Below are 14615 nucleotides of genomic sequence, written 5' to 3'. Positions count from 1 at the left end.
CTCCACTCTTTATATGATTATTTATATGGTAGAATTTTTGATATTTTAGGTAAGCTATACCACTCAGCTCTATTGAACACTTTGAAAATCCAAATAAAAACGATAAAAATGATTGCTCCAATGAGTGATAAAGTGATAGCAAGCAAGGTATGTTCCCATCTCGCAACAATCCCTTCATGGAAATAGAAAGTCAATAATCCTTTTTCAAAGAGCTTTACAGCAAAAATCATCACGATGATGGCACATACAAATTTTATCATAAACGTCATTTCCAACCTATGTACCATGCGATGTCTTTTTAATAAGTAAAGCGCGCAGCATGCAATAATGAGAAAACTAATTGCTGACGATAAAGCAGCGCCTTCTATTCCTAAAACAGGGACAGCAATATTATTACCTATTATTTTTATAACGACACCCGCAGCTAAAAGTAACGCAGCATCCCTTGCTCTATTAATAGCATGTAGTAGTGCTGCTATTGTCATAAAGAGTGCTGCAAATAGCACAGTTGTCGATAAGATTTGTAATGCGATCACACCGGACTGATCTTTAAAAAGCATTGGATTTAAGTGAGGCAATACGACTATTAAGCCAAATGCAGCCGCGCCTCCAAATACAATGCATACTTTTATTGATTGCATCGTTAATTGGCGTAAATGCTCATATTCTTTTTTCACATACGCTGCTGTTAATGAAGGAATGAGCGCATAAGAGAATACAGTAGTGACTACAGCACCTAACTGTATCATTGGCCAGCCCCTATCATATATTCCTTTCATTGCCGCTACATCGTCCCATCCCCCAAAATGAAGCAAACGAATGATTGTAAAAGAATCGATAAATTGATAAATAATGAGGGCCATTGCACTGATTGATACGAGCAAACTCGAATAAAAAAATTGTCTTATATCTACTCTCCACACTTTTTTTATGCCATTTTTTGAAACACGAGGGAGCTTCTTCAACTTTTTTTCTCTCAATACATAAACAAACATCACTAATACACCACTAATACCCCCAACAAAGGCACCCACACCTGCCGATATTCCAGCTTTATATGGATCATTATACGCCATTGCTATTGTAGCTACCGATAAAATCACAACGATCCTTACTGTCTGTTCGACAACTTGGGATATAGAGGAGGGAACCATATTCCCTTGACTTTGAAAATATCCTCTTGCTAGTGAAAGAAAGGCAATGACGAAAAAGGGTAACCCTAAATAGCGAATCGCTATTGTCAGTTGTGGATCGCCCATTAATATCGCAATTGAGTTAGCGAAGATCATGAGAGCAGCGCCTATCATTCCATTAAAAATAAACATTGCTATAAATAAAACGACGATTCGATTGTATTTTTCTTCCACATTTGTAATGCTAATATCCATTTCTGCCAATGTTTTAGACAAAACAATTGGAAATCCGTATGTAGCTAAAACAAAGGCTATTCCGTAGAGCGGATATACTTGCTGATAAACATAGTAACCTACGTCACCTGTCATATTTTGATATGGAACTTTATAGAGGGCACTTAACACTTTCCCAACAAATGCCGCTAATGATAAGTATAATGCTCCTTTTAATAAAGAAACTTTGGCTTTGTTTTCCTTCACAATGGGTCCACTCCTGTTTCTTCAATATACGGTATTATAGCATAGGTAGCACTTGGAAAAAGAAAAGGTTGTCCCAAAAGGATAAAAGACCTTTTAAGACAACCTTTTTTTACAGTATACCGTTTTGGCGCATAAATAGCAGATGCATTAAGTTATTGCTCCATTTGTCTCGCTAAGAAGCCTGCGGCTGTTTCAGCAAGTTTTTTCTCAACATCACCCATTGTATTTCCTTCTTTTGAAATGAGTGTAACTGCGCCTATTGGATCACCGTTTGCTATAATTGGTGCAATACAGTATCCATTCACTTGCTCATTAGAATCACCAGCTAAATGATACTCTCCAGCTTGATCTTCAAGCATTGTTTTACGTTCACTCATTGCCGATTCAACTAGTTCACCAATACCTTTATTATGATATTCCTTCTTTGACCCTCCTGCTACCGCGATGTAGGAATCACGATCAGCAATTAAAACAATATGATTCAAACTGTCATAAAGTGCTTCTGCATATTCTTTTGCAAAATCACCTAATTCTGAGATTGGAGAATACTTCTTTAAAATAACCTCTCCATCACGATCCACAAAGATTTCTAATGGATCTCCTTCTCTAATTCTTAATGTGCGGCGGATTTCCTTTGGAATAACCACTCGCCCCAAATCATCAATTCGTCTAACAATTCCAGTTGCTTTCATACTTACGTTGCCTCACTTTCCATGTTGTATTCACGTCGATGCATGCGTGCAAGTATAACTTTTAAGTTAGCTGGATCTTGTCTTTATTATCCAACGAAAAAAAAGAACTATTCACCATTTGTTGAATAAATTTGTTTTGATTTCCTTACAAACCCAAATTTTTATAAGATTACCTTCATTTTTAAAGAGAGAAGGGAATGCCGTCACTTTTTATTGTAGCTATTGTTTAAACGACATTCCCACCGCCATATTAAGTTCGTTTCCTTCATTCTACTTGTTATATTGTCGCTTTTTTCTCTTTCGTTTCTTCTTTTGAGACCTCATCAAGTCTTGATAAAACTTCTTCTAATAAGTTTAAATAATCTCCATCTGACACGTTTTTTCTTTTTAAATGGATCGTAATTTGATTTCCTGTCATCGATAAGTTGAACTTACTTGATAGCTTGTTAACTAAAGTAAACAGTTTTGACCCATCAATAGTATCTGTCGTATGCTGACTTAAAATCACCTTACATTCTTTATTTTTTTCAATAATGGACTCCACACCGTTTTGAATACCATATTGCTTTATTTTTGATACTTGTGTTAAGTATTCTACTTCTTTAGGGAAATCTCCAAAACGATCAATCATTTCACTTTCTAAATCCAATATATCTTGATAGGAGCTTATCATTTTGAACTTTTTGTACATATCAATTTTTTGCTTCGAGTCTGGTATATACGTTTCAGGAATATAAGCGTCTACTTGTAGGTCAAACTCCATGCTTTTTTCTTCCACTTTCTTCTCATCCGTTGACATGTTGTCTTTACGCTCGTCAATAGCATCTTTCAACATCTGTGAGTACAAGTCGAAACCAACCGATGCGATAAATCCATGCTGTTCAGCACCTAGCAAGTTACCGGCCCCACGAATGGATAAGTCACGCATCGCAATTTTAAATCCTGAGCCAAGCTCTGTGAATTCTTTAATAGCTTGTAATCTCTTTTCGGCGACCTCTGTTAACACTTTATCTCTCTGATGAGTAAAGTAAGCATATGCTACTCTATTTGATCGACCAACACGCCCTCTTAATTGGTACAACTGTGAAAGCCCCATCTTATCAGCGTTATCAATGATTAACGTATTTACATTCGGGATATCTACACCGGTCTCTATAATTGTTGTCGTGACCAATACGTCTACATTTCCATCAAGAAATTCGAGCATTACCGATTCTAACTCCGATTCTGTCATTCTTCCGTGAACAAAACGTACATTTGCTTCTGGAACTAACATGGAAATTTTGTCATTGACTACTTCAATATCATCGACGCGATTGTACAAGTAAAATACTTGACCACCGCGCGCTAATTCACGCTCTATCGCCTCTTTTACTAACCCCTCATTATATTCCACTACGTATGTTTGTACTGGAAATCTATTTTCTGGTGGTGTTTCAATGACCGATAAGTCTCTCACACCTAACATGGACATGTGAAGTGTCCTTGGAATAGGAGTCGCTGTCAAAGTTAACACATCGACGTTCGCCTTTAATTTCTTAATCTTCTCTTTATGAGTAACACCGAAGCGTTGCTCCTCATCAACGATTAATAATCCAAGGTTTTCAAATGTAATATCCTTTGATAATAATCTATGTGTTCCTACGACTATATCTACTGTCCCTTTGTTTAGTCCTTTCATTGTTTCTTGCTGTTCTTTTCTAGATCTAAAGCGATTTAATATACTCGTATTTACTGCGAAATCTTGAAATCGCTCTCGGATCGTCTCATAGTGCTGTTGTGCAAGGATTGTTGTTGGCACGAGGAAAGCCACTTGTTTACCATCCATGATTGCCTTAAATGCCGCACGTAAAGCAACTTCCGTTTTACCGTAGCCCACATCCCCACAGAGTAAACGATCCATTGGCCGTTCTAGCTCCATGTCCTTCTTTATTTCTTCAATTGCGCGAATCTGATCTTCTGTTTCTTGATATGGGAACGATGACTCAAATTCCCTCTGCTCTGGACCATCTTTAGAAAATGCAAATCCTTTACTTGCTTCCCTTTCAGCATAGAGCTTTATTAAATCATCCGCTATATCCTGGACGGATGATTTTACTTTTTTAGTAACCTTCTTCCAATCATTACCGCCTAGTGCATATAATTTAGGCTCTTTTTCTTCAGAGCCAACGTACTTTTGCACTTGGTCAATTTGATCTACCGGAACATATAACTTGTCGTTTCCAGCATATGTGATATGCATATAATCTTTATGAATACCCGCTACCTCTAACGTTTCAATCCCTAAGTATTTACCAATACCATGATTGATGTGTACGACCCAATCACCAACCTGTAGCTCAGAGTAGCTTTTAATTCGTTCTGCATTAGATAGCTTTTGACGTCTTTTCGGTCGCTTCGTTTTTTTAGTGAAAACTTCTTCTTCTGTAATGATAATCAGTCGCTGCATTGGCAATTCAAACCCTGACATAAGATGCCCAGTTATAATTTGAGTTTGTCCCAGAACAGGCGGACTATCATGTGATGTCACTACTGATTCGATGTCGTAATCTTCTAAAACACTTTTCATTCTATCTGCACGTTCATTGTCTGCACAGACGAACGTAATAGAATAATTGGCACCCTTCCATCTATCGACTTCATTTTTTAATAAATGGATTTGTCCATGGAAATTTTGCATTGTTTTCGTTTGAATACTCACTAAATTTTTAGGATTCGTAGAGGGCACATGCCGTAAAAATAAACTTAAATAAACCCTCGGTATAGTACAATGATGAAATAATTCATCCCATGACAAAGCTAAGGCGATATCAGAAACAGACGCTCCTTGCGATATCATTGTCGTATGCCAATCCGCTTCCTCTTTCTCTAAACTTTTCGCCATTTCTTGAACTCTACTCACTTCATCAATAAAAATTAACCCGTTGTTTGGCATATAGTCTAGTAATGTATATCTAGTATCGTAGAATAGAGACATATACTTATACATGGAGTCAAAGCTTGTTTTTTCTTTAAGTAAACGAATTTCATGGCCAACTTGTTCGGCCATCTTTTCCTTAACAGCCTTATTTTTTACTTTCTTTAAGCTTGTCGCAAGTGCTTGCTCTAAGCTACTAGCACCATGCTGATAGTGTTCTTCTTTCAATAGCACTTCTTTTGCAGGCCCAATGTTCACCACTTGAAGCTGCGTCTCCGAAAGCTGTGATTCAACGTTAAAAAAACGAATAGAATCTACTTCTGTATCAAATAATTCAATTCGGACTGGATTCTCTTCCGTTAATGGATAAATATCAATAATTCCTCCACGCACACTGAATTGACCTGGCGTTGAAACCATATCGACGCGCTGAAACCCCATATTAACTAATTGATTCAGTGTCGTATTTAATTCTATGTCCTTACCAACCTGGAATGATAACTGGAATTCAAACCATAATGATTTTGGTGGTAATAGTCTCCTAACACCGGCCATAGGAGCAATAACAATAGCATCTTTATTAGAAATCCATTGATTGAGAGCTTCCATTCTTTGTCCCTTCATTTCTGGACTCGCAACCGCTATTTCCGATGCTATCAATTCATTTACAGGGTATAAATATACTTGGTCCTCGCCTATTAAAGATGTTAAATCATCATATAATTTTTGTGCTTGAAAAAGATTATGAGTAATAACTAATTGTGAACGCTTCGTTTTTTCAAATATTGTCGCAAGTAAAAGGGACCTAGCCGAGCCTGCTAAGCCTGATACCATTTGTTCTGATATATTTGCTTCAACACCTTCTACTATACTTTTGACGTCATCCCCACGGTATAATGTTTCTATAAACCCTCTCACGGCTTTCCCCCCTCTATTAAAATTAATTTATATATAACTATTCAGCAAAAAATGCTTTGGTACAATGCACCAAAGCTTGTCGATTTTTGTTCTTTAATGGATAAATGATTCTTGAGCATGATAATCAGGGTTTTCCTGTAATGTTTTTTCGCAATCTTCACAAATCACTTTTACTTGCAAGTGACCTTGTGAGTTACATTCAATCATTTCTTGCTTTTCTTCATTTGTTAATTGATTGAATCCTAATTGTTCATCATTTGCTTGCCAATCACTTAGTGTTCCAACATTTTTAGAACAATGCCGACAATAATAATGAATTGCCATGGTGCTCCTCCTCTATACTATGCATTCCATACGATTTATAGTATGGACGGATAGAGGTCGCTCTATTCACATAATAATAGGCGCTAGTTAAATGTATTCATCACGTTAATAAATGAATCTTTTGTCCATGCATCAACGGCTTTAGCCGCTGTTTCAATTGACTCATCTACTGCATTTCGTTCTTCATTAGAAAAAGAGCCTAGTACGTAGTCTGGTACAGCATATCCTTTCGGTGGCCGTCCTATTCCTATTCGAATACGATTAAATTCCTCTGTACCAAGGTGGGAAATGATTGACTTCATCCCATTGTGCCCTCCTGCGCCACCTTTTTGCCGCAAACGAATCTTACCAGGGGCTAGATCGAGATCGTCATAAATAACGAGCAAGTCCTCCGTTGGTATTTTGAAATATTTCATTAAAGGGATGACAGATTCACCAGATAAATTCATGAAGGTTAAAGGCTTTAATAAAAATATTTTCTCCCCTTCAATTACTTTATAGCCATAAATCCCTTTAAATTTTGATTGATCTAAATCAAGTTGAAACAATTGTTGGCAGCGATCAATGACTTCAAAACCTACATTATGCCTTGTTCCATCATATTTACTGCCTGGATTCCCTAAACCAACAACTAATTTCATTGGTAAAGCCTCGCTTTCTGTTTTCCCTTGGCGTTGAAAGAGCTTTTTAAAAAACATCGTTATTCTCCTTTACACGAGTGAAAGAGGTATAACCTGGACGGTTATACCTCAATGTCCTTTATTAAATACTATTCTTCTTCGCCCTCTTTATTTCCTTCTTCATTTCCAACTAATTCGGGTTCTCCTTCTGGTTCTTCACCAACCTCAGGTTCATTCGGTTGTTCTGTTGGAGGAAGAATCGACAATACTGATTCCTCTGGATCATTATTTATTTCATATTTCCCTGATGTTTTTAAATCCTTCACTTGCAAAGAATCATTTACATCTAATTGAGAAACGTCGATTTCAATGCTATCTGGCAAATCATTCGGTAACGCTTTTACAGAAACCTCGTGTAACGATTGCTGTAATACTCCACCGTTTTTGACGCCGATTGCTTCTCCTACAGCTTGTACAGGTACGTCGGCATCCAATTCACTCTTCATGTCAGCAGCATAGAAATCTACATGTATAACTTCATTTTTTAATGGATCGACTTGAATGTCATATATCATAACATCCGTTTGTTGACCGTCAACGTCTAGTTTAAAAACACCGTTTCGACCGTTCTCGCGAATCATCTTCAGTAGCGATGACCCTTCTACAGTAACTGGTTTATTACCAATTGTTTTTCCATATATGACACCTGGAACATTTCCATCATTGCGAATCTTGTTAAGTCTCGATCCTCTTAAATCTTCTCGCGTATTTGCTTGTAAAGTTGCCATGTTTCAAACCACCTCATCCTTTTTTTGGTTCTTTTATTATGTTTTCCCAAAAATAAGTGTTTTGAAACGCCCGTCTTACTTTTTATGAAAAAAATGAATTTAATTAAACAATCGGCTTACAGATCGTTGCTCATGTACATGGATAATTGCTTTAGCTAACAACGGTCCTACAGATAATTGCGTAATCTTATCAATTTTTTTATCCTCTTGGAGCGGTATCGTATTTGTTACTACTAATTCCTTAATCTTTGAGTTTTGAATACGGTCAATAGCAGGCCCAGATAAAACTGGGTGTGTACAGCAAGCATACACTTCCTTCGCACCGTTTTCTATCATCGCATTTGCAGCTAAAGTAATGGTACCCGCAGTATCAATAATGTCGTCGATAAGAATGGCTGTCTTTCCCTCAATGTTCCCTACTATATTCATGACTTCAGCTACATTCGGTTTAGGGCGTCTTTTATCAACGATCGCAATAGGCGCTTTTAGTCTATCAGCCATTTTCCTTGCACGAACTACTCCTCCATGGTCTGGAGAAACGATAACGATATCATCTAGCTTTTGCGCTTCAAAATAGTCAGAAAGAATAGGAACACCAACTAATTGGTCAGTTGGAATATCAAAGAACCCTTGTATTTGTGTCGCATGTAAATCAAGTGTGATGACTCTTGATGCACCTGCTGTTTCTAACAAATTAGCTACTAATTTAGCTGTAATTGGTTCCCTAGATCTTGCTTTTCTATCTTGGCGTGCGTAACCATAGTATGGAATGACGACATTAATTGTTTGCGCTGACGCTCTTTTTAGTGCATCAATCATAATTAATAGCTCCATAATATGCTCGTTTGCTGGCGAACAAGTGGATTGTATAATAAAAATATCACATCCACGAATGCTCTCCTCAATATTTATTTGAACCTCACCATCACTAAATCTAGAAACAGAGCATTTCCCCATTTCAATACCTATGTTACTTGTAATTTCATGTGCAAGGCTTGGATTTGAGTTTAGTGTAAACACCTTTAAATTTTCATCTTTATATTGAGCCATCGTTGAACCTCCATTACTTTTCATCATTCTTTTTTACATAACCCTCTTTGTTTGTTTGACGCTGACGTGCTATTGCTAATGAATCACCTGGTACATCATCTGTAATGGTTGACCCTGCCGCTACAAATGCATTTTCTCCAACCGTAACTGGCGCAATTAAATTTGCATTACAGCCGATAAAGGCACCATCATTGATGATCGTTTTAAATTTATTCTTCCCGTCGTAATTCACGGTTATTGAACCACATCCAACGTTGACGTCTGATCCTATTTTAGCATCTCCTAAATAGCTAAGATGAGAGGCTTTACTGCCATCTCCCATAGACATTTTTTTCAGTTCAACAAAGTTACCAACACGAACATGATTGCCTAACTCAGTATCGGGTCTAATGTGTGAAAAAGGACCGACTGAGACAATATTTCCAAGTTTACTATCGTGGACAACCGATTGTTTTATCGTTGTTTCATTACCGATTGAACTATTAACGATTTCCGTGTGAGGTCCGATGTGACAGCGTTCACCAATTGTACTGCTCCCTTTAATTATCGTACCAGGGTGTAAAACAGTATCTCTTCCAATTGTAACATCTGCCGACACATATGTATTATTTGGATCGATAATCGTAACACCGGCTCTCATTAGCTTTTCATTCACACGCTGTTTCATATACATTTCTGCATGACTTAATGCCACTCTGTCATTAACACCTACCGTTTCATTAAAATCTGGTGTTTGATAGGCAGCAATCAATTCGCCTTGCTTTTCAAGTATTTCAATGACATCCGGTAAGTAATACTCACCTTGTACATTATCGTTTCCAACACTTTTCAGTGCACTAAATAAAAATTTATTATCAAAACAGTACGTTCCAGTATTAATTTCTTTTACAAGACGCTCGCTTTCGCTAGCATCTTTATGCTCGACAATTTTATTAACAACTCCGCTGCTATTCCGAATAATTCGTCCATAGCCTGTTGGGTCAGGAGCATGTGCTGTTAGTATCGTTGCTTTTGCACCTTTTGATTCATGTTCATTTATGAGTGCTGTAATTGTTTCTGAAGTCAATAGTGGTGTGTCTCCACATAAAACAACCGTTGTTCCTTCTTTATCCATTAACAACGGTTCCGTTTGCATTACTGCATGCCCTGTGCCTAACTGATCCTCTTGCAAAACATAAGTTACACGATCGCCTAGCTGGTCTTTTACTTTTTCAGCACCATGACCAACAACTGCAATCGTTTTTTTAACATTACATTTTTCGACTTCATCTACAACATGTTGAACCATCGGCTTATCACAAACAGGGTGAAGCACTTTATACAAATCAGATTTCATTCGAGTTCCTTTACCTGCAGCTAATATTACTGCATAACGGTTTTTCTCATTACTCATTAAACACCCTCCACGGCCTCATTTTCCCTTACGAATATATCTTATATTACAACTCTTTTCAAGTTAACTTATCATACGTTTCACGTTTAATAGGAAATTTCTTCACTTTTTAAATGGTAGTCAATATTCACTCTCTCCATAATATATAAAAACATAGTCTGTAGGCAATATGAAAAATCACATTTTGCTATTAGCATGTCGCTACCTGATTATAAAGTAATAGTGATTGCAGATGGCGCTATACGCACGGTACGACATCCATGGTACATTTATTCAAGTTGCAAATGATGCGTAAAGCCATTCTTTCGTACTTAAGGGGATTTGGGGAGGGTGTTGCACTGCGGAGCTTAAATTTATTGTTTTTTGGTTTGCTTAAGGACAGATGGCGCGGCCCCATCTTACCTTCATTCTCTTTTTTATTTGCTCAAGGGCAGATGGGAGCACGCGACCTTATCTTCATATCTTTTTTTCAATAGCAGTTAGGACATTCATTCACCCTACATCATCAACGAATGTAAATAACTCACCGGCTCCTTCCTCACCCCACACAAAAAAATAAACCTAGCCATCTAAAATTAAATTGGCTAGGTCCTTTTAAAAATTATGAAGCTCCAGCTTCTTCAAATTCCACTTCATCACCAGCACGCTCGTACTCAGCTAAAACTGCCGACTGGATCTTTTCACGGGTCTTTGAAGAAATCGGATGTGCAATATCCCTAAATTCTCCGTCGGGAGTACGCTTGCTAGGCATTGCTACAAACATTCCATTATTGCCGTCGATGACACGAATATCGTGTACTACAAATTCATCATCGATGGTAATAGATGCGATTGCAAGCATACGACCTTCCGTATTAACACGGCGAAGTCTCACATCTGTTACTTCCATATCTGCCACCACCTTTTTACAATAAATAGAATCTTGTAATTGTTTTCTACAAATATATTTAATTTCCTTCTTTTTGCAGAATCTTTTTTCATTTATTCTATTTTTTATTCAAAAACGTGACAGAAGCCATCATAAATAGATGGCCTCTGTCACTAATCTTCATATGAATAATCGAGAGAAAAAATGTTTCCTTGCTCGACTTTGATTTGTTTCGCTTTTAAATCTACCTCAGATAACTTTGTCAGTGACACATAATCACTTACTAGTTTTTCCTCATCATGTACGGCTTCCGTTAAGACACCAATACCAGCAATAGAAGATTGGAATTCGGAAACTAAGTCCATCATTCCTCTTATCGTACCTCCAGCCTTCATAAAGTCATCTATGATTAATACATTAGAGTTAGGTTTCAAACTTCTTCTCGCTAATGACATTGTTTGGATTCGTTTCTGAGAGCCAGAGACATAGTTAATACTTACTATCGAACCTTCTGTAATTCGATGTTGTGCACGGACAATACTTACTGGCACATTTAAATGCCCAGCAACTGCATATGCTAATGGAATCCCTTTTGTAGCCATTGTCATAACCGCGTCGACAGAAGCATCTCGGAACTTTGATGCAAAAACTCTTCCTAACTCCTGCATTAAATTCGGATCACCAATTATATCCATCATATATAAGTAGCCACCAGGCAATAAGCGTTCAGGTTCCTCTAATCTATCACATAAACGATCAATCAATTCCTCTGTTTGCTGCCTAGCAACTGTAGGGACAAAAGTAACGCCACCAGAGGCACCAGCAGTAGTACTAATTGTTCCAATATGTTTACTTTCAAATACCTCTTTTATAATTGAGATATCTTCACTAATTGAAGATTTGGCAGACTGATAAGCTTCAGAAAAATGTGTTAAAGGAATTTGTTGATGTGGATGCGATAAAAAATAATTTGTCATATCTACTAAACGACCACTTCTACGATATTTCATGACTACCTCCAATTATGGAACATATCCACTGTTAGATAAAAACCGAATATTTTAACAGTAATATACCATTTTTATACGTGTTTCACAAGTTTATCATAAAAATTAGTCGTGTTTAGTTCCGAGAAGCCGAACAACAAATACTTGATCCATAAAACCCTTTAAACTATTATAAAGCCTATCTGCTCGTGTCTCATTTTGTGTTAATGCAAAAACGGTAGGGCCACTGCCACTCATAACGACGCCATCTGCACCAAACTGAATCATACTATTCTTTACTCTCTCTACATCTTTATATAATTCAAAAGTTACTTTTTCCATCACGTTTTCTAGCCTAGAACAAATGCCGCTAAAATCTCCGTTATTAATAGATGCTATCATCCCTTGCGTGTCTGGATGTTCCATTTGATCAAGGTTAAGGCGTTGATAAATCTCTTTCGTAGAAACGCCCATTGGTGGTTTCACTAAGATTACCCAACAAGGAGGTGGCGTTGGTAAAAATTGAAGCGTCTCCCCTCTCCCTGTCGCTAAGGCAGTTCCTCCATGTACGCAAAAAGGCACATCAGAACCAATTTCTAATCCTAATTCGGCTAACTCATCTATTGATAAATTTAAATCCCATAGTTCATTTAATCCGCGTAATACAGCCGCTGCATCGGTACTCCCACCTGCCAAGCCTGCAGATATAGGAATTTGCTTATCAATAAAGATACGAACACCTTTTTTTACGTCCATTTTATCTTTTAAAAGCTTTGCTGCTTGATAGGCTAAATTTTTGTTATCACTCGGTACAAATCCGTGATTAACATCTACTTTAATTCGGTTCTCTTCTAAAGTTGTCAGCTCAATACGGTCGGCTAAATCAACAGTTGTCATCACCATCTCAACATCGTGATAGCCATCATCTCTTTTACGAATAACATCCAATGTTAAGTTAATCTTTGCTGGGGCTTTAATTATTTTATGAGTATGCATCAATCAATCACCTGCTTATTTTATCCGTTCAAATCCACTTTCGTTATTTTACCATTTGTTAAGGCCCTATACTACCTTTCTTTCTATTTTCGCAGTTAAATACACATTTCATTATAAAGGTAAAATCATATGTATTGACTTCAGTTCATTAAGAATACTGTAAAGCTTGAATCGACCGAGTGATGTAGGGAACGCCGAATATCAAAGCACTCGATGTTCATTAAAAGTATTGATAAGATGGCAGTTTATGCTAGATATAATTCAAAGTATCAATCTCTTTTGTGAAAAAGCTGGAGCGAATTGCCCCAGCTGTCACAGTAATTTATTGACTTGAACGATTCGATAGTTGTTGCTCAGCGAGCTCTATTGCGCGTTTCACCATGTTACCTGCATCCTTTGCACGAATGCCACCCCATCCTTCTTTTTGGACAGTGTCATAGAAGCCAAGTTCTTTTGCCAGTTCCTCTTTAAATTGATCTGACATTACACCTCGTCTTCGACCCACGCAAATCTACCCCTTTCATCAATACTGTGACAGTTATAATATGTCCTATTTTACGCATAAAAAATGTAGTAAATACTGCATCTTAGTTTACGCCATAGGCTGTAGATGCTAAGTAGCTTCCAAAGCGAAAAGCTTTAATACTTTCTTCTTTGTAAAATAAATAAGCGGTTATACGAAAAATAATCAATACTTATTAAGATAATAAGTAGATTACTTTTTGTATAACCGCTAAATATGTCTATGCGTTCTCCGCAGCTTCCAATTCCACATCAACTTCATCTGCTAAAGAGAGTTTAACTGTCTCTGTTAAGATATCTGTGTAGCTATACGACACTCTTTCAACAGCATATTCATCTTGATCTAACTTAATTGTAAATACAGATGGATATGTCCCCTCTAACAAACCAGATCTCTCAATCGTCTTACGTCGACCACCATTTGCTAGTATCGTAATTCTTTTACCTACATTCTCATCCAAAGACCGTTTAATCTCAATTAAAGTTTTTGCCATCCACCACACCTCACTTGTCCTAATTATAGCACACCGGTGTACACACGTCAAATAAAATTAAAATTATAACAATGTATCGTTCATGTGTCAATGCATTTCACTCAATTTCCGGTGCTATTTTTTATAATGTTCAATTTCGACAAAATTATGTAGATTATCTTTTTACTTGCAATAAATTTCTGAAAATAAAGCTTTACAAAATGTATCACAATACAACGAATAAAGGGAGGGAGCATTGTTTTTCAACGCATATGACGAGGGGGACTCCAGCGGTAAAACAAGAGGACAATGAAAAGTATAGAGTAACTTTTTCATACCATATAAATTCAATGGCAATGGCTACGTTCGTTTCGTGACTACTATGAGAAACTTCCACATAGCAGACTTTCAAAAGATTGCACCATTAATCTTCATTGCTTTGAGGGGCTGAAAAA

Annotated in this window: 13 protein-coding genes; all 13 read right to left on the bottom strand. The window is 37.1% G+C overall.

What is annotated here, in order from left to right:
- Positions 1 to 17: 17 nt before the first annotated feature.
- Positions 18 to 1613, bottom strand: coding sequence for a polysaccharide biosynthesis protein (locus BCELL_RS00310; protein WP_013486691.1), 1596 nt, complete (start codon positions 1611 to 1613; stop codon positions 18 to 20).
- Positions 1614 to 1765: 152 nt separating this feature from the next.
- Positions 1766 to 2305: a stage V sporulation protein T gene (gene spoVT / locus BCELL_RS00305; RefSeq protein ID WP_013486690.1), complete on the bottom strand. Its 540-nt coding sequence runs from the start codon at positions 2303 to 2305 to the stop codon at positions 1766 to 1768.
- Positions 2306 to 2582: 277 nt separating this feature from the next.
- Positions 2583 to 6140, bottom strand: a complete 3558-nt coding sequence (gene mfd, locus BCELL_RS00300) for a transcription-repair coupling factor (protein ID WP_013486689.1) — start codon at positions 6138 to 6140, stop codon at positions 2583 to 2585.
- Positions 6141 to 6233: 93 nt separating this feature from the next.
- On the bottom strand, positions 6234 to 6464 hold the full coding sequence (gene fin, locus BCELL_RS00295) for an anti-sigma-F factor Fin (RefSeq protein WP_013486688.1): 231 nt from the start codon (positions 6462 to 6464) through the stop codon (positions 6234 to 6236).
- An 83-nt stretch (positions 6465 to 6547) separates the two neighbouring features.
- Positions 6548 to 7105 carry an aminoacyl-tRNA hydrolase gene (gene pth / locus BCELL_RS00290; protein ID WP_041808478.1) on the bottom strand — a complete coding sequence of 186 codons (558 nt, stop codon included), beginning with the start codon at positions 7103 to 7105 and terminating at the stop codon, positions 6548 to 6550.
- A 128-nt stretch (positions 7106 to 7233) separates the two neighbouring features.
- On the bottom strand, positions 7234 to 7872 hold the full coding sequence (locus BCELL_RS00285) for a 50S ribosomal protein L25/general stress protein Ctc (RefSeq protein ID WP_013486686.1): 639 nt from the start codon (positions 7870 to 7872) through the stop codon (positions 7234 to 7236).
- Positions 7873 to 7971: 99 nt separating this feature from the next.
- Positions 7972 to 8922 carry a ribose-phosphate diphosphokinase gene (locus BCELL_RS00280; RefSeq protein WP_013486685.1) on the bottom strand — a complete coding sequence of 317 codons (951 nt, stop codon included), beginning with the start codon at positions 8920 to 8922 and terminating at the stop codon, positions 7972 to 7974.
- A gap of 13 nt (positions 8923 to 8935) precedes the next feature.
- Entirely contained in the window at positions 8936 to 10315 is a 1380-nt protein-coding gene (gene glmU / locus BCELL_RS00275; protein ID WP_013486684.1) for a bifunctional UDP-N-acetylglucosamine diphosphorylase/glucosamine-1-phosphate N-acetyltransferase GlmU, read from the bottom strand.
- 601 nt (positions 10316 to 10916) lie between these two features.
- Positions 10917 to 11204: a septation regulator SpoVG gene (spoVG, locus tag BCELL_RS00270; protein ID WP_013486683.1), complete on the bottom strand. Its 288-nt coding sequence runs from the start codon at positions 11202 to 11204 to the stop codon at positions 10917 to 10919.
- A 152-nt stretch (positions 11205 to 11356) separates the two neighbouring features.
- Positions 11357 to 12193: a pur operon repressor gene (gene purR / locus BCELL_RS00265; protein WP_013486682.1), complete on the bottom strand. Its 837-nt coding sequence runs from the start codon at positions 12191 to 12193 to the stop codon at positions 11357 to 11359.
- Between the two features lie 102 nt (positions 12194 to 12295).
- On the bottom strand, positions 12296 to 13165 hold the full coding sequence (ispE, locus tag BCELL_RS00260) for a 4-(cytidine 5'-diphospho)-2-C-methyl-D-erythritol kinase (RefSeq protein ID WP_013486681.1): 870 nt from the start codon (positions 13163 to 13165) through the stop codon (positions 12296 to 12298).
- A 322-nt stretch (positions 13166 to 13487) separates the two neighbouring features.
- On the bottom strand, positions 13488 to 13670 hold the full coding sequence (locus BCELL_RS00255) for a small, acid-soluble spore protein, alpha/beta type (RefSeq protein WP_041808091.1): 183 nt from the start codon (positions 13668 to 13670) through the stop codon (positions 13488 to 13490).
- Between the two features lie 238 nt (positions 13671 to 13908).
- The gene (locus tag BCELL_RS00250; RefSeq protein WP_013486679.1) at positions 13909 to 14181 is read right to left on the bottom strand and encodes a Veg family protein; all 273 of its coding nucleotides are present in this window, start codon (positions 14179 to 14181) and stop codon (positions 13909 to 13911) included.
- Between the last annotated feature and the right edge of the window lie 434 nt (positions 14182 to 14615).

This window comes from Evansella cellulosilytica DSM 2522, from assembly GCF_000177235.2.
In the GTDB taxonomy this organism is placed as follows: domain Bacteria; phylum Bacillota; class Bacilli; order Bacillales; family Salisediminibacteriaceae; genus Evansella; species Evansella cellulosilytica.
Note: the sequence above shows the minus strand (reverse complement) of the source record. Positions and strands in the feature narration are given on the sequence as shown.